21 protein-coding genes and 1 pseudogene are annotated in these 19,220 nt (G+C 66.2%); 12 read left to right on the forward strand and 10 right to left on the reverse strand.

Going from position 1 to position 19,220, the window contains the following annotated elements:
• Window positions 1–175: 175 nt before the first annotated feature.
• Together ACFWFR_RS08380 and ACFWFR_RS08385 are read left to right on the forward strand one after the other, a co-directional pair.
• Window positions 176–475 (forward strand): helix-turn-helix transcriptional regulator, encoded by a 300-nt coding sequence (locus ACFWFR_RS08380; RefSeq protein ID WP_377622377.1) that lies wholly within the window; start codon window positions 176–178, stop codon window positions 473–475.
• The gene (locus ACFWFR_RS08385) at window positions 472–1,731 is read left to right on the forward strand and encodes a tyrosine-type recombinase/integrase (RefSeq protein WP_377622379.1); all 1,260 of its coding nucleotides are present in this window, start codon (window positions 472–474) and stop codon (window positions 1,729–1,731) included. The genes ACFWFR_RS08380 and ACFWFR_RS08385 overlap by 4 nt, the downstream gene beginning before the upstream one ends.
• 201 nt (window positions 1,732–1,932) lie before the next feature.
• Here the strand turns inward: ACFWFR_RS08385 and ACFWFR_RS08390 are convergent, their stop codons facing one another.
• From ACFWFR_RS08390 to ACFWFR_RS08400, 3 genes are read right to left on the reverse strand one after another with little or no spacing between them, the layout of a single operon-like run.
• Window positions 1,933–2,529: an SLATT domain-containing protein gene (locus ACFWFR_RS08390; protein WP_377622381.1), complete on the reverse strand. Its 597-nt coding sequence runs from the start codon at window positions 2,527–2,529 to the stop codon at window positions 1,933–1,935.
• Window positions 2,526–3,005 (reverse strand): hypothetical protein, encoded by a 480-nt coding sequence (locus tag ACFWFR_RS08395; RefSeq protein WP_377622383.1) that lies wholly within the window; start codon window positions 3,003–3,005, stop codon window positions 2,526–2,528. The genes ACFWFR_RS08390 and ACFWFR_RS08395 overlap by 4 nt, the downstream gene beginning before the upstream one ends.
• Window positions 2,992–4,149, reverse strand: coding sequence for a nucleotidyltransferase (locus ACFWFR_RS08400; protein WP_377622385.1), 1,158 nt, complete (start codon window positions 4,147–4,149; stop codon window positions 2,992–2,994). Before ACFWFR_RS08400 ends, ACFWFR_RS08395 begins: the two co-directional genes overlap by 14 nt.
• Before the next feature lie 945 nt (window positions 4,150–5,094).
• Here ACFWFR_RS08400 and ACFWFR_RS08405 point away from each other — a divergent pair.
• Both ACFWFR_RS08405 and ACFWFR_RS08410 read left to right on the forward strand, forming a co-directional pair.
• A complete protein-coding gene (locus tag ACFWFR_RS08405; RefSeq protein ID WP_377622386.1) occupies window positions 5,095–5,256 on the forward strand; it encodes a hypothetical protein in 162 nt (53 codons plus the stop codon).
• 586 nt (window positions 5,257–5,842) lie between these two features.
• Window positions 5,843–6,484, forward strand: a complete 642-nt coding sequence (locus tag ACFWFR_RS08410; RefSeq protein ID WP_377622388.1) for a hypothetical protein — start codon at window positions 5,843–5,845, stop codon at window positions 6,482–6,484.
• 222 nt (window positions 6,485–6,706) lie between these two features.
• Here ACFWFR_RS08410 and ACFWFR_RS08415 read toward each other — a convergent pair whose 3' ends face one another.
• Window positions 6,707–8,089 (reverse strand): hypothetical protein, encoded by a 1,383-nt coding sequence (locus ACFWFR_RS08415; protein ID WP_377622390.1) that lies wholly within the window; start codon window positions 8,087–8,089, stop codon window positions 6,707–6,709.
• A gap of 418 nt (window positions 8,090–8,507) precedes the next feature.
• Here ACFWFR_RS08415 and ACFWFR_RS08420 point away from each other — a divergent pair, with 418 nt between their 5' ends.
• From ACFWFR_RS08420 to ACFWFR_RS08430, 3 genes are all read left to right on the forward strand, one after another.
• Complete coding sequence (locus tag ACFWFR_RS08420) at window positions 8,508–8,855, forward strand: hypothetical protein (RefSeq protein WP_377622392.1); 348 nt, start codon at window positions 8,508–8,510, stop codon at window positions 8,853–8,855.
• Between the two features lie 245 nt (window positions 8,856–9,100).
• Entirely contained in the window at window positions 9,101–9,607 is a 507-nt protein-coding gene (locus ACFWFR_RS08425; RefSeq protein WP_377622394.1) for a hypothetical protein, read from the forward strand.
• A gap of 111 nt (window positions 9,608–9,718) precedes the next feature.
• A complete protein-coding gene (locus tag ACFWFR_RS08430) occupies window positions 9,719–10,066 on the forward strand; it encodes a hypothetical protein (protein WP_377622395.1) in 348 nt (115 codons plus the stop codon).
• 807 nt (window positions 10,067–10,873) lie between these two features.
• Here the strand turns inward: ACFWFR_RS08430 and ACFWFR_RS08435 are convergent.
• Window positions 10,874–11,818: an alpha/beta hydrolase family protein gene (locus ACFWFR_RS08435; RefSeq protein ID WP_377622412.1), complete on the reverse strand. Its 945-nt coding sequence runs from the start codon at window positions 11,816–11,818 to the stop codon at window positions 10,874–10,876.
• A 122-nt stretch (window positions 11,819–11,940) separates the two neighbouring features.
• On the opposite strand from ACFWFR_RS08435, the gene ACFWFR_RS08440 reads away from it, so the two are divergent.
• From ACFWFR_RS08440 to ACFWFR_RS08450, 3 genes are all read left to right on the forward strand, one after another.
• A complete protein-coding gene (locus ACFWFR_RS08440) occupies window positions 11,941–12,540 on the forward strand; it encodes a TetR/AcrR family transcriptional regulator (protein ID WP_377622396.1) in 600 nt (199 codons plus the stop codon).
• Between the two features lie 193 nt (window positions 12,541–12,733).
• Window positions 12,734–12,889 (forward strand): hypothetical protein, encoded by a 156-nt coding sequence (locus ACFWFR_RS08445; protein WP_377617711.1) that lies wholly within the window; start codon window positions 12,734–12,736, stop codon window positions 12,887–12,889.
• A gap of 61 nt (window positions 12,890–12,950) precedes the next feature.
• Window positions 12,951–13,727, forward strand: a complete 777-nt coding sequence (locus ACFWFR_RS08450) for an SAM-dependent methyltransferase (protein ID WP_377622398.1) — start codon at window positions 12,951–12,953, stop codon at window positions 13,725–13,727.
• Between the two features lie 202 nt (window positions 13,728–13,929).
• Here the strand turns inward: ACFWFR_RS08450 and ACFWFR_RS08455 are convergent, their stop codons facing one another.
• Both ACFWFR_RS08455 and ACFWFR_RS08460 read right to left on the reverse strand, forming a co-directional pair.
• Entirely contained in the window at window positions 13,930–14,259 is a 330-nt protein-coding gene (locus tag ACFWFR_RS08455; RefSeq protein ID WP_377622400.1) for a CocE/NonD family hydrolase C-terminal non-catalytic domain-containing protein, read from the reverse strand.
• Window positions 14,260–14,323: 64 nt separating this feature from the next.
• Window positions 14,324–15,184, reverse strand: coding sequence for an SDR family oxidoreductase (locus tag ACFWFR_RS08460; protein ID WP_377622402.1), 861 nt, complete (start codon window positions 15,182–15,184; stop codon window positions 14,324–14,326).
• A gap of 211 nt (window positions 15,185–15,395) precedes the next feature.
• On the opposite strand from ACFWFR_RS08460, the gene ACFWFR_RS08465 reads away from it, so the two are divergent.
• A complete protein-coding gene (locus ACFWFR_RS08465; RefSeq protein WP_377622404.1) occupies window positions 15,396–16,262 on the forward strand; it encodes a helix-turn-helix transcriptional regulator in 867 nt (288 codons plus the stop codon).
• Between the two features lie 333 nt (window positions 16,263–16,595).
• Here ACFWFR_RS08465 and ACFWFR_RS08470 read toward each other — a convergent pair whose 3' ends face one another.
• Entirely contained in the window at window positions 16,596–16,970 is a 375-nt protein-coding gene (locus ACFWFR_RS08470) for a winged helix-turn-helix transcriptional regulator (RefSeq protein ID WP_377622406.1), read from the reverse strand.
• A gap of 139 nt (window positions 16,971–17,109) precedes the next feature.
• Between ACFWFR_RS08470 and ACFWFR_RS08475 the strand changes: the two genes are divergently transcribed.
• Window positions 17,110–17,778: an SDR family NAD(P)-dependent oxidoreductase gene (locus tag ACFWFR_RS08475; RefSeq protein ID WP_377622408.1), complete on the forward strand. Its 669-nt coding sequence runs from the start codon at window positions 17,110–17,112 to the stop codon at window positions 17,776–17,778.
• A gap of 162 nt (window positions 17,779–17,940) precedes the next feature.
• On the opposite strand, the gene ACFWFR_RS08480 is transcribed toward ACFWFR_RS08475, so the two are convergent.
• Both ACFWFR_RS08480 and ACFWFR_RS08485 read right to left on the reverse strand, forming a co-directional pair.
• On the reverse strand, window positions 17,941–18,798 hold the full coding sequence (locus tag ACFWFR_RS08480; protein ID WP_377622410.1) for an aldo/keto reductase: 858 nt from the start codon (window positions 18,796–18,798) through the stop codon (window positions 17,941–17,943).
• Between the two features lie 81 nt (window positions 18,799–18,879).
• Window positions 18,880–19,220, reverse strand: a pseudogene (locus ACFWFR_RS08485) (transcriptional regulator); the annotation flags it as partial.

The raw sequence follows: 19,220 nt of genomic DNA on the forward strand, positions 1-19,220 counted from the left end.
GGTTCAAATCCTGTCAGCCCGACAGTATGCCCAGGTCAGGAGGTGTTTTTCAGCCTCCTGACCTGGGCTTTTCGTCGTCTGTCTGTCCAAAAACCTCCTCGGTCTGTCCAGGAACCTGCTCCCCACGCGAGTATGGAGGGACAGAGCAGCGTGGAACCCCGCGTACAGAGACGTCATGGATGACACACACACCAACCAGCCCCGCACCCGACTCGACCGCCCCCTCTGGAGCGTCGACGACCTGGCGACACACCTCGGGGTGTCGCACCGCACCGTGTTCCGTTGGCATGCTGAGAGGCGTGGCCCCAAGGCGTTGAGGGTCGGATGCTCGCTACGGTTCCGGCCCGACGACGTCGAGGAGTGGCTCGAGAAGCGCGTCGAACCAGACCAGTCAGCGCAACCGATCGCATCGGCCTTGCCGACCAACGCGAGCTCCGCCCAGGATCTCGACGATGCGTTCTGGAGGTCCGCGTGACGACGATCAGAGGTGGCCGGCCCCGCCGCGAGATCGGTGCGCACGGAGCCCTGAACCCCCAGGAGACCCCCAACGGACGGTGGGTGGTCGACGCGCGCGGGCGCGGCAGTGACGGACGCGTCCGACGTATCCGAGCCACCGGTGACACCTCCGAGAGCGCGGTCGCCTTGTGGAGGTCCAAGCACGAGATCTACGGCGGATACACCGACTCCGAGCTCACCGTTGGCTCCCGCTTCGAGACCGCGGCCAGGCTCTGGATCTCCGCGCGGCTCCTGGAAGCCCAGACCGAAGGAGGGCGAGTGCGCGTGCAGTCCGTCGAGAAGGACATGCGCACCCTCAAGGCGGACATCGTGCCCGCCATCGGCGCCCTGAGTCTCAACGAGCTCACCACACCACGACTGGAACGCTGGCTCGCCTCGATCGGTGCAGAAGCTGGCGCACAACACACCCTGGTGGACAAGCGGCGCAAGTGCCGCTCCATCGTCAAGCAGATCCTGGACTACGCCATCCGGATGGGCGCCATCTCCGGATACAACCCCATCACCGCGACCACGTCTCCACCACGGAGAAAGGTGCACCCGCGAGCGCTCACGGTGCCGGAGATCGGCGCGCTGCGCGATGCAGTGCGCAGCCACCGCAGCGAGAAGAAGGCGCGGTCCGGGCCCCCGCCCTCGCCCTACCTTCCCGTCCTCATCGACCTGCTGCTCGGCTCCGGATGCCGGATCGGGGAAGCCCTGGCCCTGCACTGGTCAGAGGTCCACCTCGCCGACCACGAGGAGGGCGGCGTCTCGACCGTGACCATCGTCGCCACCATGACGACAGTGAACAACAGGGAGATCAGGCAGGACGTGACGAAGTCCGACACGGGCATGCGCACGATCATTGTCCCGCCGTTCACAGCAGACGCGCTCCGCTCCATCCGACCAGAGCAGGTCGATCCGCAGGCACCGGTGTTCGTCACACGGACCGGCACCTACTGGCAGAGCAACAACGCAAGACGCTCCCTCAGGGCGGCGCTCGAGGCCGCTGGCATCGACCCGCGGACCGTCCACCCGCACATGCTGCGCGCGACCGTCGCCACCACTCTCAAAGCCCACGGGTACGACGTAGGAGTCGCTGCGTCCGTGTTGGGGAACACGGAGGCTGTCGCTGCAAAGCACTACATCGAACGCGTCCACACCGTCCCTGACGTCCTCGGCGTGCTGCAGCAACTGGTGACCGAACAGGCGAACGACCACTCTGAGGCAGAAGCTTGACGCGGCATGGACCTGACGTCTTGATCGACTTCGTGCTGTCGTAGCCGACTGGGGCGCGGGCGAGGTCGTGGACTCGAGGTGCGCTACGGCCTCTCCCAGGACCGTATCGCCCAGCACTGGCGCCAGTCATTCGAGATCGTCGTCGTGGCTAGGGAAGGGATCGGTGGGCGCTGGGGGTACCCAGGGTCTACGCCCGCGACGCTAGCGGCTCTGACGTGGTGCTGGCGCTGCAGGTCGAGCCGATGGTGTGCCGTCAGCGTGCTCGAAGTGTCCGGCCTCGATCTTCTTGCGCGCAGCACTGAAGGCGCGACCTGATGTTGCCGGCGAGTCTGCGTCGATCTCGGCCTTCTCGTCGGCAAAGGTGCGCGCGAGTGCCCTCAACTCGTGAGTGGGTGTGCTCGACCCCGGCGGCACGTCGAAGCGGATCGCCTGCCGGACGCGCACGCGTAGTGCGCCGAGCCGACGTCCGGCATCGAGATGCCGCTTCTCGAGGTCCGGCGGCTTGAGGAAGGTCAGCAGCCCCGAGGCGATCGCGGCGGCGAGGGCGGCGAGACTGGCGATCAGCGGTGAGCGCTCGGTGACGATCGCTCCGACGGCGGTTGCTGCCGACACGGTCCCGACCAGCCCGATCCAGAAGTTCACGCGGGAGAGGGTCTCCGCACGTGCGAAGTGAGCCTTCTCGGTCCATAGCAAGTCCTCCTGCAGCGTCTGGAGCTCGCTGTCCGCGCGCACCCGGAAATCGAGGGCTGTGGCGTCGGCGTCGGTGCTCGGACCGGTGCTGGGCGATTCGGCGCTCATGCCGAGTCCTTTCTGGGCTGGGTTGATTCGCGGTCGGCGTACGACAAGGAGTACGGATGGAGGATCGCGGCCTGGGAAGCTTCGTCCATCCGGTCGTCGCCGTCGCCCATCCAGATGCCTGTGGCGAGCCACATCTCGTAGAAGACGAGCCACTCCAAGGCCCACGGGACGACCGTCCGCACGAACAGCATGGAGCGGCGCCAGTCGCCAGCCTGCGCGACGCAGATGCTCCCGTCCTCGTAGACGTGCGGGATGCGCCCGTGGTTGTCCGGAACGAGGTCTGGGTCTATGACACGGATGCTAGGAGCGGTTCTCCCGTCGGCCCGGAGCTCGAGAAGGTAGGTTCCCGCGGACGGCAGCGGTCGGACATGGGCACGCCAGACGAGCGCACTCGGTTGAAGTCGGACGGTACCTTCCGGGAACGCCCGCTGGAGCCACAGCGCCTGGACGGCGAGGCTCGTCCTAACGGGCGCCACCGGCAAACCCGTGGTCCCGGACGACAGTAGGTTGGATGTGCGGCGTGCTGTTTGCGATGCTCAGTCCACCGGCGGTGAGGAGGAGCTCGCCCTTAGCGCGTGCGCTGCCAATCTGTGCGGCAAGACCTCGACTGGCGCCCCTCTCGAAGCGCTGACCGAACGCAGCCCCAAGGGCGGGAAGGGTCTCGTTGAGCCCAGACTTGGTCTCGAGACCGGCGAAGTCGGCCGCTGCTGCGCGGAGCCACTCGAAGAAGTGACCAGACCGGTTCGGCTCCTCGGCCCACGAGTCCACGAAGTTCTCGTCAGGCTGTGCGGGGTTCGAGAGCACCCAGCTGTCGTCGACGTAGAGGAGGTGCTCGCCCATCTCCGGGACCAGTCGCCGCACGACATCGTAGAGGTCGTTGCCGCCCGTGTACGCGTGCGCTGCCAGCGTAGTCAGCACGATCGACGACGGCCGCTGGTGCGAGCGACCGCCAAAGTAGACGTCCCGGTGGCGCTTGAGCGCCTGGACCGCCCGTTGGAGCGCCGAACGGTAGTCCCACTCCGGGACAGCCTCAATCTCCAAGCGCTTCTCCTCGAGGGCGCCACTGGCGGTCAGCCCTGCTGCTGCGCGGGCGTGGAACCAGTTCGCGTAGCCCACGGGATTCGACGGGAGCCAGTGCCGGACGGTCCTGTCCGTGATCCGCAGCCCGTGGGGGCCGCCGTCCGTGGCGGGAACGGCGGGGAGGACGTCCATATGCATGCCAGGCCACGTGAGAGTCCAGCAGCGCGAGCTCTCTTCGACGGTCGGACCGCCGCTGATCACGCGGCGCGAGTAGCGCCGGACGGCGTCACCGACCTCGGCCTTCAGCGACTCCTGCGTGATCGACGCCATCCCGATGTCTCGCATCGCCACGATGTCGATGTCGATGTCGTCGTTGCGGTGGACGTTGCGCACGACTGTTCCGAGCCTGAACGAGCCCTGGGAGAACACCTTGTTGTCACCTCGTGTCGACGACCACAGTTCGTCGAGGACCTCGCCGAGCTCGCTGTAGCGGCGCACGACGAGTTCGTGCTCGGCTTCCGTGATGTCCAGCTCGGCCAGACCGCTGCGGAGCATTCGGTCGAGGTCGAAGCGCGGCCCTGCCGTGGTGATGGGAGTCATCGATGATTGCCCTTCGTCAAGACTGTCGGTGCGAGGCGGCACGCCATGCCGGTCGCAGAAGAACATCGCTGGAACTACGCGGCTGCTATCTTTGGTGAAGACACTACACCTAGTGCCTGACGTGCGGGCGGGGACAACATGTTGTGGTCGGGCGTCCGGGTTCTCCTGATGTCCTCAGCGGTCGGGCCTGGCCTCGTCTACCCGACTGGACCTGAGAGAACGGTCGCGATCAGGTCTGCGTCGTGTCGGGGTGACGTCCGGGATCTGCGGTACCGGTACTGTGCCTCCTGCCGCAAGGAGGTCCCCGCCAACCATGTCGCGGCGCCAAAGTAGGCTTCTTGACCGTCGGCCCGGATGCGGTCTCATGCGCCGTTTGCACGCATGATCTTGGAGTGTGCCCAGGCTGGTGGCGCCCTCGACCGTAGCCGGGGTCCTGCTGCGCGACGTTTGGGCAGGTCTCGTTGTGCGTGGATGCTGGCGTAGGACGCCAAGGTTGTCGCAAGCAGTATTTGTCCCGCATTTTGTCCGTGAAGACACGGGCAGCCAGAGGAGCACGGAATCGGTGCTAGTGGGCTCCGGCATGTCTGCATTCCGGGGTTGAGTAGCTCCTGATGGTTGGCGCCAAAGCGCTAGGGGAGAGGGTGGGCTTCGGGTTGCGGAGAGGGCGGCGATGCGTCGGTAGAGTGTGGCCCGTGACATGCCGGGCTCGAGGGCGCCACGGGAAGTTGGTTCGCCTGCATCGATGAGTCGTTGGGCGTCGAGGATCGCACTACATCAAGACAGCGGCAAGCACCATGCCAAAGCCCTATCCAGGAGCCGATCGCCGCTGAGCGGCATAATGGCCGACGGGATCCCCATCGCAGTGACGTACCCGCTCCTCAATGTCGGAGGTCGGCGCCATACTCAGATCGGGTGCACTCGCTGGTTGCGTGTACTCGACTGTTCATGAGCGATCGGAGCGAGATGACCGACGAGGATGCCGCGACCGCCGGCCGCGACAGCTTCCTGCTTGCCCAGGTTCGCGAGGCCTTCGGACGAGTGGCGTACACCCACAAGACATACGAGAAGCAGGCGGACATCTGCTTCACCAAACGCCGCTGGCAATAAGGCGTGCTTTGGAGTGCTACGTCATCCAGGGTGGGATCATCGTCGCCCGAGACCGCATCGACGTGCCCATCATCACCACCGCGGACGGCCGTGCCTCATGAGACTTCAGCCTTAGTGTCGGGGGGTATGTGAAGTCCGCCCGGAGCATACTCGGTGAAGTTGTAGCGGCCCCTATCGTGACTGTAGGCGAACCTGACTGCGTTTCGTCAGCACTAGAGATGAGATCGCGATGCATGACTTGCTCGACATGGGCGCGATAGCCGTCTGGGTTGTTTAAGCCGCAAGTCTCCCGACCCGATCCCGTCGACGGTATCGCCGACACCCTTGTGTTACTAGGTGTACCCGGCCATCACGTTGGTTGCAGTCGGCCGATTGGCGGTCGTCCGCTGAGCGTGTTCATTGTTTGTAGTACTCGATCCAGTGCGCAAGAGCGGCAATGCGTTCGTCGTTGGAAGGTGCAGGCCTGCCGGTAGGTCCATCCCACTCGGAGGTTCTCGTTCGTTCAACCAGGCACGCAGCCACCACCTCCTGGCCGGGTACAGCTAGAAGCCGCATCGCTGGAGCCAGTGCGCGCTAGGGTCTCCGCATGGATAACGCGGAGCTGCTGGCAGGGCAGGACGATGAAGCGAAGCAGCCGGTCCGTCTGCTCGCATCGTTCCCGTCGTCGATGTACGGCGACATGGTCGTGCGCTACCCGTACCAGGAGGTGAGTGACTATGCCTACGCCTACCATGAGGCGGCTAGGCGGTTGGCCTCGACGTTCAGCGGCAGGCCCGAAGACGACACGATCCTGATGCCGTTCCTGATGCTGTACCGGCATGCGTATGAGCTACGTCTCAAGCACCTCGCCGCATACCTCGCCGGTGTCCGACGACGGTATCGCGAGCCCTCCACCGCCGACCTGGAACCGGCGAACGTGCAGCAGCGGTTGCGATTCGAGCACGGGCACCGACTTGCGCCACTTCTAGCGGAGGTCCAAGAGCACTTCGCGGCCCTCAGCCTGCCGTCCGACTTCCCGGCGAGTGTCGTCGAGACCATCGACCTGCTGCACGAGGCTGACGGCACGGGCATGAGGTTCCGGTACGCGCACCAGCTGCCGGACACCCAGGAGCAGACGAACTTCCCCGCGCTTGCCGCAATACTTGACGACCAGCTCGAGACGCTGGCGGTAGTCGAGGATTACGTGGAAGAGCTCTTCAAATACGTGCCAGACGACTACACCTACTGAAGCAAGGTGCAGCGGCGACGCCGGCCCCGAATAGTCGGCAGCGCGAGCCATGCATTGGAGTTCCCAGTAGGCACGGATGATGCTGTTCGCTACCTGTCGTGTCCAGCGGGAGCTGTGCCTCTGCCCGGAAAGTGTGCCAAGCGCGCCATGCGATGACCTCCACTTGCGGTTCGGCGCCGTATCGAACCCGGCTCATGGCCCTTGCGCCCGGGCCCTTGTTGCTCAGCCCAGGTTCTTTTCGTCTGCCTTCTGGTCGTAGGTGTGCACGAAGGCAACGAGGAGGTCGATCCCACGACCGTCGCGCTCGAGGCGTAGCAGCGGCCACTCGGAGATGTGCCCCACCTCCCGCACGAAGCCGTTGACCTCACGGAGTGCGGAGAGGGCTTCTCGCTTTGCGTGGTCCATGTTCTTGATGCGGACGCAGTACAGCAGCACGGCGGCGGTGTCGCGGGCGTCCAAGTAGCCGCGGAGCTGGTCGACGTTGCTGGGGACTTCGGACCTACCGCCCCAAATCTTGTTCTCGCACACGAAGACCGTCTCGGGGCCGAGCCCTTCGTCGACGGCGTTTGCCCGGACTGTCACGTCGGTCTTGCCTGCCTTGCGGTAAACCTCGCGGTCGGCGCCCGGCAGTGCTGCGTTGAGCGTCACGCAAAGAGTGTCAGAGAGCATGTCTTCGGTGAATTGCGAGTAGGGGCGCGGGTACCGTTCCACGCCACTACCCCAGACGCGGATCGTCCGTACGACGTCCTCGAATGAGGCCTTGGACAGGCGGTGAGCATCCAGTACCACGTCCGTCACCGTCGGCTCAGTACCGGGTCCGTCGACTGGTTCGACGGTGAGTTCGGGCTGCGACAGGCGCTCGAAGGGGATTTCGATCTCCGTCGAGATGCGGTGGAAGCCACGCAGGTTCCGCTGGAGTTCCGTGATTCTCTCGGTGTAGAGGGTTGGTAGGGTGATGGTGTTGAAATCCCTGACCTGCGCTGAGATCGCGTCGATGATAGGTCGGATCTCGTCGATCCAGTCGTGCACGATCTTGGACTTGATCTGATCGGAGTCCGCCGCTCTTAGCACGTCTTCTGGGGTCACGTCGACGCGGACTGTTAGCACGCGAGTCTCACCGTCAGAGCGGAGGCTCCACCGGCTGGCAAGGCGACGTTGCTCCCACTTCGTCAGCGCGGCCTCTGGGGTCCATTCGTCGGCCGGGATCTGCTCGTGGACGTCGTCGCTGAAACCGGCGTCCACGGGGTCCACACCGGGCGCGACCTGGTCCGGCCAGTACGCGAGCCACTCGGCGTCCCCGGTGGTCTCTAGCGCAAAAGTGAAGATGTGCACCAGGCCCTTCGCGCCGCGCTCGACGAGCGGTCGTGACGTTTCGGTGGAGTGTCCGATCTGGCGGACGCCCTCGCCAAGTGCGGGCGGGTCGAGGGTGATCTTGGCGACGAGCCCGGCTACCAGGTCGGTGACCGGCAGGGTCCGCTTCTCCTCCTCGGAGTAAGGTACGAGGTGCACGCGGAGGCATTCCTTGGCTCGGTGGTTCAGAGCCAGTGATAACGGCCGGTTCTCGCGCGAGAACCGAGTGAAGAGGTTGTCCTCGAAGGTGGGCACACCAGATGCTACCTAGTAGCAGGCTTGTGGGCGAAGGAGACGGCGCACCCGACGCCAGACCACTTGTTCAAGTCCTGCGCCCCAGACCTCTAGCGCGTTAGCCGCGACCGATTCGCTCGTCAGAGCAACATGCTCGTCCGGCTGGAGCACCTGGCCCATGAGATGACTGACAGTCTCGGATTCCCGAGAGGGAAACGCGGTGCTGGGCCGTCGTCGCCACGACCCCATTGGTGAGCCAACCGATCGGAGCCCCTCGACCGGACGTCGATGCCGTGCGTGAAGCCTGTGAGAGGGCTCGCAAGCACGGACCTGCGCCGAGCTCCACGACGACGGGTCCTCGGTCTTGGCCTTTCCCGTAGCCTCGATTCACCGAGCGTATGGCCGCGAGGAAGCGCGGAGTGCTAACGGCGCCACGTCCGTGCAGTTCGTCTGCGCCTCGGCTGTGGTGATGGCGGATGCGCGGCTCACTGCCCGGCGGATCGCCGCTGGCGTGAGCATGCTGACCAGCATCGTCATCGACCCTAGTGACACTGAGTCAATCTGGGCGCGGTCGGCAGGTGCCAGGGAACACACGACCGCCCAGATCCAGTCGTGGACCCGGCCGCTCACGAGGGTTCCTTCGATTGATGCACTTCTAGACGCGCCGCGTGACCGGCCCACGATGCGTGCTGCGGCCGTGGACCTCGCCGAGGGTATCCTGCACCAGTCCGGCGTTGACGATCTCGACCAGTTTGCCCTACCCGAGAACTGGACCTGGCGACACTGATGCCGCAGAACCTCCCTCGGCGATGCCCGAGAGACGGCGGCGGTCTCAACCGATCAACGCACACCTGACGCTCGACCTGCCGAATCGTTACATAAGGCCCCCTGTTGGCGTGCGACTAGGGCGAACTGCTTCGCACCTCGCCGCGCAGTGGACGTGCGGATAGTCCAGGCGACTCCGCAACCGCCACGGGGAAAGCGAGATTAGCGTCGCGCTGCTCGTTCCTTTTGCCGCGTATCCTTCCTCGCATGAGTGACGAGAGCGGCACGGTCGACCATCAGGCGGCTGCGGATTGGATGCTGCCGCTGCCAGTTCGGGAGGGGTGGACCCCGATCGACGAGTGGCTCAAGCCGCGCACGACGTTCAACGAGCATGGTCGTAGACTCCTGCGGGATTGGCTGGAACTATTCTATCCCACGCGAACTCAGATGAGTGGCGAGGCGTACGGCGTCCTGAAGACGTTCCTAGTGCAGAACGATGACGCCCTCAAGACGAGTGGGCCTCGTCTCGGAGCGCCAACGAACGAAGCCCACGCACTGCTATATCAACTGGAACTGAAAGACCGGCAAGCCACCCTCCTGCACTTCATTGACTTCACACTGCGGGCGCTCGGCAGTGGCGTAGATGACCAGTCCGTAGAGCGTCGCCAGATGTTGATCAACTATTTCGGAGCCGCCCGCTCTGTCTGGCGTGTCGCGGTCCTCGGTACAGACGAAAACGGTAGTTGCTACTACGGCATCCGCCAGGAGGTGTGATCGACGGCCGACTCTGCGGCGCATCTGGCTGCCTCAGGGCCCCAACGGCGGGCGGGAGAACACCTACGGCAGGCCTGGACCAGGCTCTACGGCCTTCACCCGGATCCGAGCGTGGCCTACTGGCATGCGGTGAAGGCGATCGAGGCTGCGGGCAAGAGCACGCTCGCCCCCGACGACGACGCCGCGACGCTCGGGAAGCTGATGAGCAACCTTCGTACGGGCCGCTCGAAGTTCCGTGTCCGACTCGACGGCGACGCGCACAACGACTCACGCGACACGATCCACCACCTGATGGGAATGGTGTGGCGCAGCGAGTTCGATCGTCACGGAACCGATGACTTAGAGGTTCCTCTCGGAGTGAGCGGCGCAGAGGCGGAAGCGGCAACCTTCGCGGCGATCACCTTGGTTCAGTACTTCCAGGCCGGGCACATATCTCGGCTGAAGGCCGAAAGCGATTGACGCGTGATCGAGCCTGGACAGCGGGCCGTAAAGGTGTCCAGAATCTGCTCCCACCACCTCGTTCGAAGTCCCATGCTGACAGTCTACTCGGAGAGCGTCAGAAAAGACGTCGGTAAACGTGCAGGTCAGAGAGTGATCAGAGAAGTTGGGAAGTTGTCAGGTGCCATCGGCCATCGGGCAAGGGGTCGCAGGTTCAAATCCTGTCAGCCCGACAGTGAGAGGCTAGGAATCGCAACGATTCCTAGCCTCTCGTCGTTTCCGGACGTGGTCGAGGTGCACGGCCCGGGCGACGAGCGATCACCCCGCGTGGGCGACACGGGCCCGCAGCTCAGGCGCGAGCCCGGTCGGCGACCAACGCCCGATGTCGAGGCAAGTGCTCCGCCGCCCGCGTCCCGCACCCTGGGCAGATCCACGGCGCGTGCCTGCCCGTGCCGCGCGAGCGCTCCATGTGCCTCTCGCGCGGGCGAGCCTCGCCGTCGAACGGCCAGAACCGGTAACCCGTCGGGCGCCGCGGTGGCGAGACGTGCGCCCACCCACTCTGCGCCTGTCTCCACCTCGTCACCGAGCCAGTGCCAGGCCTTGAACACCTGACTCTGTTCGTCGCCTACCTTCAACAACTGACGTGGTTGAAGGCGGACCGTGAACACTCGGGCGGCGTCGGGCCTCGTCGTAGGGCGGCGGCGCCGGGGTCTCATGGGCGGTCCTTCCGTACGGCAGTCACAAGTTCGTCAGGTCGACGAGTGCCACACTCGGGTTCCTGCCCAGTGATCACCGGTGCGTGGCGTGGCAGCCGAACCTCTTCGCCCCCTACTTGCTGTCGACGCGCCCGATGGGATCGGAACCGGCGCTGAAGACGGCGCGACCGGCGGGCCAGCTGTTCTCGTCGACGTGCAGAGCGGTGCGAAGGTAGGCGGTGCTCATCCGCTGGATGACGGCGACCCGCTCAGGGTCTTCGTCAGTGGTCTCCGCGACCTCGTATCCGACGATCCCGCCGAGGGCGTGCTCGGCGCCGTAGAAGGTGAGCAGGTCGGTGGCGCCGGGGCTGTGCGTGTAGGCGTCGGTGAACCAGTCAGGTCCGCGGCTGGACATCTTGGACTGGTCATGGTCGCCCGCTACGACGAGGGTTGGCGTGGTCAGCTCCTGGAACGAGGGGCGCATGAACGGGAAGTTCGCCTGCGCGAACGGGTGCAGGTCATCGCCGCCAAGACCGGTCGTGGCGAAGAGGATGCCAGCGGTGACCCGGCCGTCTGACATGTCTTGGCCGACCTGGCCCGCTTCGTCGAAGGTCCGCGCTCCCAGGAGCGTTTGTGCCGTCTGCCCGCCCCAGGAGTGACCCGTGGCGGCAACGCGGCTGCGGTCGACGCGCCCGGCAAGCCCGGGGACGGCGGCCTCGATGGTGTCGAGCTGGTCGAGGATGCGTGTGAGATCCACGATCCGCTCGGTCCAGATCGTCGGGAAGACGGGGTGGTCGAACCCGAAGCCGTTCCGACGAGAGTCGAGGTGCGTGGGCTGAATCACGACGAACCCTCGAGAGGCCCAGAACGCGGTGAGCGGCGCGTAACCGTCGAGGTTCCATCCGTTGCCGTGGGAGAACACCACTACGGGCAGGTCTGTGCCAGTCGCTGGCGCCGAGACGCGCACCTCCAGCGGGACGGGTCGGTCCGGGGCAGAGAGTGCGACCGGAGCCACAGAGACGACCGGGCTGCCGGCACCGATGATGCGGTCCAGCGTGCTGACGATTGATGCAGTCATGAGAAGTTCCTCTCCGAGGAGCTGTGCTCTGCGATACTGGTTATCGGAGCAACGTTCCGGAACGTTACGGAACGATGCTCCGTAACGCAAGCGCAGGCGAGCGGATGTGTGAGGATGGGGCCATGGCTGACGCCGAGAGGGAACAGTCGCACGGTGTGCGATCCCAGCAAGCGGGTCGTCCGCGTCGAGATCAGCAGGTGCTGCTCGACGCGGCGGCAGCAGTGTTCGTGACCTCGGGGGTCGACGCTCCGGTGCGGGAGATCGCAGCGAAGGCCGGCGTCGGTGTAGGGACGATCTACCGTCACTTTCCGACGCGACCCGAGCTCGTGGTGGCGGTGTACCGGCACCAGGTCGAGGCGTGTGCAGAAGCAGGCCCACGATTGCTCTCGGAGAGCGCGACGCCTGAAGCGGCGCTGCGGGCATGGGTTGCCCTGTTCGTGGAGTTTCTCGTCACCAAGCACGGGCTCGCCGGCGCACTGCAGGGAGACGGTGCTGGGTCCGACGCTCTGCATTCCTACTTCGTCGGCCGTCTCGTCCCGGTGTGTGGCACCCTCCTTGAGGCGGCGCTCGAGTCTGCCGGCAAAGCTCAGCCCGTTGATGCCTACAACATGCTCAAGGGCATCGGCAACCTCTGCATCGGTGCCGCGAACGACACCCGGTACGACGCCACCGTCCTCGTGCAGCTTCTCGTTTCAGGTGTGCTCGGCAGAGAGGCTCGCTGACCCAGACCCATCGCCTCCTCGCGTGGAGCGCGACAGGAAGCGCGGCTGCGACGGCTGAGGTCAGGCATGACGCGAAGGTCGCGAGTTTCGCTGACCGCCGGGCGAGGTGAGTGGGCTGGGGTTTCATGCTGACGACTCGAGCACACACAGATGTGCCCGACAAGCGGTGGCGGTCTCGGGCGCCGGAGATGCCGTGAGCGTTTCCGCGTTGCTGCGGGAAGGCGCGCTTGTCGGGGTGGCGGCCGTCGATCTGGGCTGGACTGCGTTGGGCTGCGCCCCGGAGTGGGGCAACCTCGAGGTTCTCGAGGTCCTTCTGATAGCCCTCGACGTCGTCACCGACCTCGGGTAGGACACGTACCCTCGTGGCCACTCGGGTCTGGGCCGAGCGCCTCACCTGTAGCGTTGCTGCGATGGAGCGCTCTGAGATCTTCGACATCGCCCACCAGCGACATCCGATCGCGGCGCCGGTGGCGCCCGAGCGGCTTCGCGAACTGATCGGCTGGCTGAGCCCGAGCGACGGGGCCCGCGCCGTTGACCTCGGCTGCGGCGAGGGCGAGTGGTTGCAGCACCTGCTGCTCGACCATCCCGGGATCACCGGCGTGGGAATTGACCACATGCTCCCTACCACTGCCGCCCGGCGTTCCGCCGAGCGTGGGTTGAGCGACCGGGTGCGCTGGATCGAGACGGATGCCCCCGCCTGGAACGACGGGGAGTTCGACGTGGTGCTGTGCGTCGGCGCGAGCCACGCCTTCGGTGGGCTGGCGGACATGCTGGGCGCCGTCCGGCGACACCTGCGCCCCGGCGGCCAAGCGCTGGTGGGCGACAGCATCTGGGAGAGCACCCCGTCGGCTTCTGCGCTGGCAGCGCTCGAGGTCTCTGCCGACGCCTATCCCGACCTCGCCGGCCTTGTGCGAGCCTTCCATGAGCACGGTTTTGAGCCGTCGTTCGGGCACGTCAGCACGTTGGCCGAGTGGGACGACTACCAGTTCAGCTGGACCGGGTCGCTCGTCGACTGGGCCGTACGGCGGGCCCCGACGACCGAGGATCGCAGCCAGGCGCTCGCTGCCGCACGGGAGAACCGCGACGCTTGGCTGAGCGGCGCACGACGCGAGCTCGGGTTTGCGACCTTCGCCCTTCACGACGTCGCCGCGGGGCCGGCCGGCGTGACCGTAGCGAGAACCCCCTAGGCCGCGTTCTGCGACACCGAGGGTTTTCGGGCACTCGTTGCGCGACATGTACTTTCGGCGTGTCGCGGCCGCGGTGGTGGTGCCTGACGAACGGTGGCGGTCTCAACCCACCAACGCACCACCCGGCGGTAAGTGTCGCACTTCGCGGCGTACCCCGGGCGTCCGCCCACCTCGCCCGAAGCTGAGGAGGGCGGACGTGGAGTCACGCGGTCAGGACCGGGAGCTGGAGGTAGGAAGGCCGGTGGCCGCCGGTGTGGACGACGTGCTTGCCCGCGTTGACGGTGGAGGTGTACTCGCGGTTGCCGGGCATCATGGTGCCCAAGAGCGAGCGTCCGCTGACGACGAGACGCAGCTGTTCGCCGGGGTGGAACGCCAGGCCCACGGGGAGCAGGTCGATCTCGACGTCGACGACCTCGCCGGGCACGAGCTTGGCGACACGGTCGAACGTGTGGGCGGGGACGTCGTAGGTGGAGAGCTCTTCGTCCAGGTGGCGCAGGGAGACGCGTAGGCGCCCGTCGGAGCCCTTGTCCACCCGCACCACAGCCTGCGCCCGCGCCGACAACGACGTCGCGCGCGGGCGACTTCAAAGAGGGCGGTTAGGACTTCAGGGCAAGTGCGACGGTGGCGGGCATCGGAGTGGTGGGGCGTCCCAGGAGCGTGCTCAGGTCGTCCGTGACGTAGTCCAGCGTGCCGTGGGAGATTGCCACATCGGCATCGACGACGAGGTCGACGATGTGTCCGGGGAGCCCGGCCTGTTCGAGGACCTGTCGGTACTCCTCGGCGGGGAGGTCTGTGTAGGCCAGAGGGGTTCCCGTCTGTGCTGCGGCTTCGGTGGCCAGGTCGGACAAGGTCCACGTGGTGTCGCCGGTGAGGTCGTAGGTCTTCCCGGCCTGGTCATCGAGGGTCAGGACGATGGCCGCCGCCTCGGCAAGGTCCGCGCGGCTGGCTGAGGCCATCCGGCCGGTGCCTGCACTACCGGCGAGTGCGCCGTACGTGAGGGCGTTCTTGATCCCCGCAGTGTGGTTCTCGGCATACCAGCCGTTGCGCAGGATGACTGCCGGTACCCCGGAAGCGGCGATTGCTCGTTCGGTCGCCCGGTGGACGGGCGCCAGCCCCATCGTGTTGGTGGGGGCATGGGTGACTGAGGTGTAGGCGAGAAGTTCGATCTCGCACGCCACGGCAGCAAGGATCGCACCTTGATGCTGGGCGACGCGCGTGGCGTCCGGGCCTGAGGGGGAGGAAATGAGGAGGACCTTGTCGGCACCCGCGAAGGCTGTCCGCAGAGTCTGTGGCTCGTTGTAGTCGGCGAACCGGACCTGGACGCCGAGGTTGACCATTTCTTCCACTCGGGAGGGCTCGCGGTCGACGGCGATGATCTGGTCGGCTGGCACACGGTTCAGCAGGTGGTTGATGACCTGGTGCCCGAGCTGGCCGGTGGCTCCTGTGACGACAATCATGGGTAGATTCCTTCTGACGACTGGAATTGTGGATATGGGTATTCCTGACCATCAGGGACTGGGCCTGCTCATGACTTCTACTCATGGCAGCGAAGGTTGCCCCGGTGGTCATCATCAACGTACGGCGCGTCCTGGGGGCAGACCAGGGACGGCACATCCTGGGAGCGGGGGTACCAGGCTCTTCACAGGGCTCGCTGCGAAAATGGTGAGCATGGAAGCACAAGGTGAGCTGGCTGCGTTGCTGAGAGCGTGGCGCGGGCGCCTGTCCCCGCAGATGGTAGGTCTGCCGACCAACTCAGTCCGGCGCACCTCAGGTCTGCGGCGCGAAGAGCTGGCCGTGCTGGCGAACGTGTCCGTGGACTACATCGTGCGCTTGGAGCAGGGGCGCTCTTCGGCTCCTTCGGTGCAGGTCTGTGTCGCGATCGCCCACTCTCTGCAGCTCAGCGACACGGAACAGGAGCACCTGTACCGCCTGGCTGGCCATGCCACGGGTGGCGGACGCATCAGCCGCATGGTGCCCGCGAGCGTTCGTCGGCTGGTCGAGCGCACCGGCGAACGTCCCGTCGCCGTCTTCGACGCGATGTGGAACCTCCTGCTCTGGAACCCGTTGTGGGCAGCCCTGATGGGTGATCCCTCCGCGTTGCGGGAAGCGGACCGCAATCTTCTGTGGCTTCACTTCACCGGCGCATCGGATTGCCATCTCCATGGTCCCGGGGCCCCAGAAGACCTTGACGCTTCTCTGGTCGGAGACCTGCGCCGCAGTGCAGGACGCTATCCCGACGACCCTCGGCTGCGGCAGTTCGTATCGCGCCTAGCCGAGAGGAGCGGCCAGTTTCGCGACCTCTGGGAGAGTCACGAGATCGACGAGCACGGGCCAAGCATCAGGAGAGTTGTCCACTCCGAGGTCGGCGCCCTTGACCTGGACTGCGACATCCTCACCACCCAACGCCATGACCTCCGGATCATGATGTATACAGCCGAGCCCGGCAGCGAATCCGAGAACAAGCTCGAATTCCTCGCAACAATCGGCATCCAGAAGATGTCGCACGACTTCATGGCAGTGGGTGGGCCACGCTGAGCAGGGGCTGTGGCAACAGACGCCGCCCACGCGCTCGGCTCATCTGGATGCTCGCGGCGCAGCCGCACCGCGACCTTCTGCGCCGACCGGTCGCGCTCATGTCGCGACAGCTACGCCACCATCTCGGCCCACGTCCGGTGCTGGATAAGCCGCCGTCAATCCCTTTCGAAACACCGCCGGGTCCCGTGAGCTGGTCTCGTGGACAGCGTGGGTCCTGGCGTTGGCCAAGGGCTCTCCATCGGATCCGGGGTGTTCCGGGGCGGTGATGCGCGGCGAGCAGGCCGTTCTCTGGCCGACGTGCCGGGCAGTCCTAGGCAAGCCGCGGGGCGGCGCTCATGGCTGAGAGTCATAGGTAGTGCGAGCAGCGTCGATGTCGTCGACGGTGGCGAAGGCCCACTCGATCAACGGCCGGACCGCCCGACGCAGCGTGTGCCCGGTCTCGGTCAGCGTGTAGGTGACCTGTGGGGGAACCGTCGGGACGACGGTGCGTCTGACGAGACCGTCGCGTGCGAGGCGGCGCAGGGTCACCGTGAGCATGCGCTGGCTGATCCCGCTCACGACTCGGCGGGCCTCGTTGAACCGTAGGGGTCCGTGCCCCAGTGCGGCGACGACGTACAGGGACCACTTGTCCGAGACCAGGTCGAGGACCTCCCGTGCCCGCTCCGCGCCCGGCCCGCAGATCGGGTCGACCTCGTCACTGACCTGCATCGTTACCTCCGGAGAACCACGGCACCTCAAGGTGCCTTCTTGACCGCGGCGGTCTAGTTATCCAAAGTTACCAAGGAACGGCTAGTAACCGCTGTGCCTCGTACCACCGTGGACGAGGCCGTCTTCTCAAGGAGTCTTCTTGCCTACTATCGCTGTCGTCGGCGCAGGGCCCGGCATGGGCCTGGCCATTGCACGCACCTTCGGCTCTCACGGTTTCGACGTCGCCCTGCTCTCCCGGAGTCGGAGCAGTCTCGACGCCCGGGTCGCCGACCTGGCTGCCGAAGGAGTCTCTGCCCGAGGCTTCGTGGCTGACGTCCTGGACACCGAGTCGCTCACCGGCGCGCTGGAGGCCGCCGCCGAGCACTTCGGGGGGATCGACGTGCTCGAGTACTCGCCGGGCGGACCCGAGCCGAAGTTCCTGACGCCCAGCAGGCTCACCGCCGCCGATGTCGACCTGCAGATGCGATACCTCGTCTACGGTGCGATCACGGCGGTCGGCGTGGTGCTGCCCGCGATGCGGGAAGCCGGCGCGGGCACGCTGCTGTTCACCACGGGGGCCGGATCGGTGGACCCCACCCCGATGCTCGGTGACATCAACACGGCCGGTGCCGCGTTGCGCTCCTGGGTGCTGAACCTGCACAAGGAGCTCGAACCCGAGGGCATCCAGGCTGCGCACGTGGCCATCGGGGCCTGGATCGGTGACCGCGCCCCCGAGGGCACACCCAGCGCCTCCGCAGACCAGATCTCCCCGCTGTACTGGGACCTGCACGTCCAGCGCGACCACGCCGAGAAGATCTTCACCCCATGAACCAGGACCTTCCCGAGACGCCTGCGTCACCCGTCGTCGAACGGCCTGTCGCGGACTGATCCTGAAGACGGCGACGGGGCTGGGTGCAGCGTCGGAGCCCCGGCTGGGGCCCTCGCCCCGGGCAGTGAGGACCCGAGGCGAGGGCGGTGTGGGCGGGCCCGATCAGCGGGTCGAGGTGGCGTTGAGGTGGCTGACCATGGCGGGGTCGTGGTGGTCGAACGCGACGCTGGTGCCGGTGTCGAGGGTGGCGATGCGTGCCATCTCGTCGTCGCTGAGCACGAAGTCGAAGATGTCGAGGTTCTCGGCCATCCTTTCGGGGCGCGTCGACTTGGGGATGGCGACGACACTGCGCTGGATCAGCCAGCGCAGGGTCACCTGGGCCACGGACTTACCGTGCGCCGCACCCACGGCTGTCAGGACGGGGTCGCTGAAGATGTTGTTCTTGCCTTCGGCGAGGGGGCCCCAGGACTCGATCTGTACGCCGCGCTCGGTCAGGAGGGCTTGGTCGTCGACGCGCTGGAAGAACGGGTGGGTCTCGATCTGGTTCACGGCCGGGGTGATCTCGTTGTGCTCGACGAGGTCCACGAGCCGGTCGGGGTAGAAGTTCGAGACGCCGATCGCTCGGACGGCTCCCTGACGGTAGAGCTCCTGCATGGCCCGCCAGGAGCTGTAGTAGTCACCGAGGGGCTGGTGGATCAGGTAGAGATCCAGACGGTCGAGCCCGAGGAGCTCCAGGGACGTGTCGAACGCGCGCTTGGTGCCCTCCTCGCCACCGTCGTGGATCCAGAGCTTGGTGGTGACGAACAGCTCGTCACGCGCGATACCGCTGGACCTGATGGCGCGCCCTACGGCCTCTTCGTTGCCGTAGGCGGCAGCCGTGTCGAGGTGGCGGTATCCCGCAGCAAGGGCGTCGGTGACGACGCGCTCGGTCTCGTCGGCGGAGACCTGGAAGACGCCGAATCCAAGGATCGGCATCTCGACCCCGTTGTTGAGGACGACGGAGGGGATCTGTACGGGCATGGCGGAACCTTTCGTGGGAGGGACGGCCGCACGACGAGACGGTTGTGCGGCGGGTGGTCGGTGGCGCGGCTTCGGTCGCGGTCAGGTCGCGGTCAGGTCCCGGGGTGCGCCCGGACCCTGGCTCGTGCGCTCCTGGCTCGCCGCACGTTCCTCGCGCTCGGTGGTGGCGGCCCACGTGGCGAGCAGGTCGAGGCCTTGTCGTGAAGCCGAGCCCGGCTCGGCGGTGTAGACGAACAGCACGAGGCCGGGATCGGAGAGGAGCTGCATGCCCTCGTAGGTCAGGTCGAGGTCCCCCACGACGGGGTGGTGCAGCCGTTTGACCCCGGTCTGATGCAGGCGCACGTCGTGCTTGGCCCAGCGGGTACGGAACTCGGGGCTACGGGTGGACAGCTCACCGACGAGGTCGGTGAGCTCTCTGTCGT

It is taken from the genome of Oerskovia sp. NPDC060287 (assembly GCF_042726775.1).
GTDB classification, from domain to species: Bacteria; Actinomycetota; Actinomycetes; order Actinomycetales; family Cellulomonadaceae; genus Oerskovia; species Oerskovia merdavium.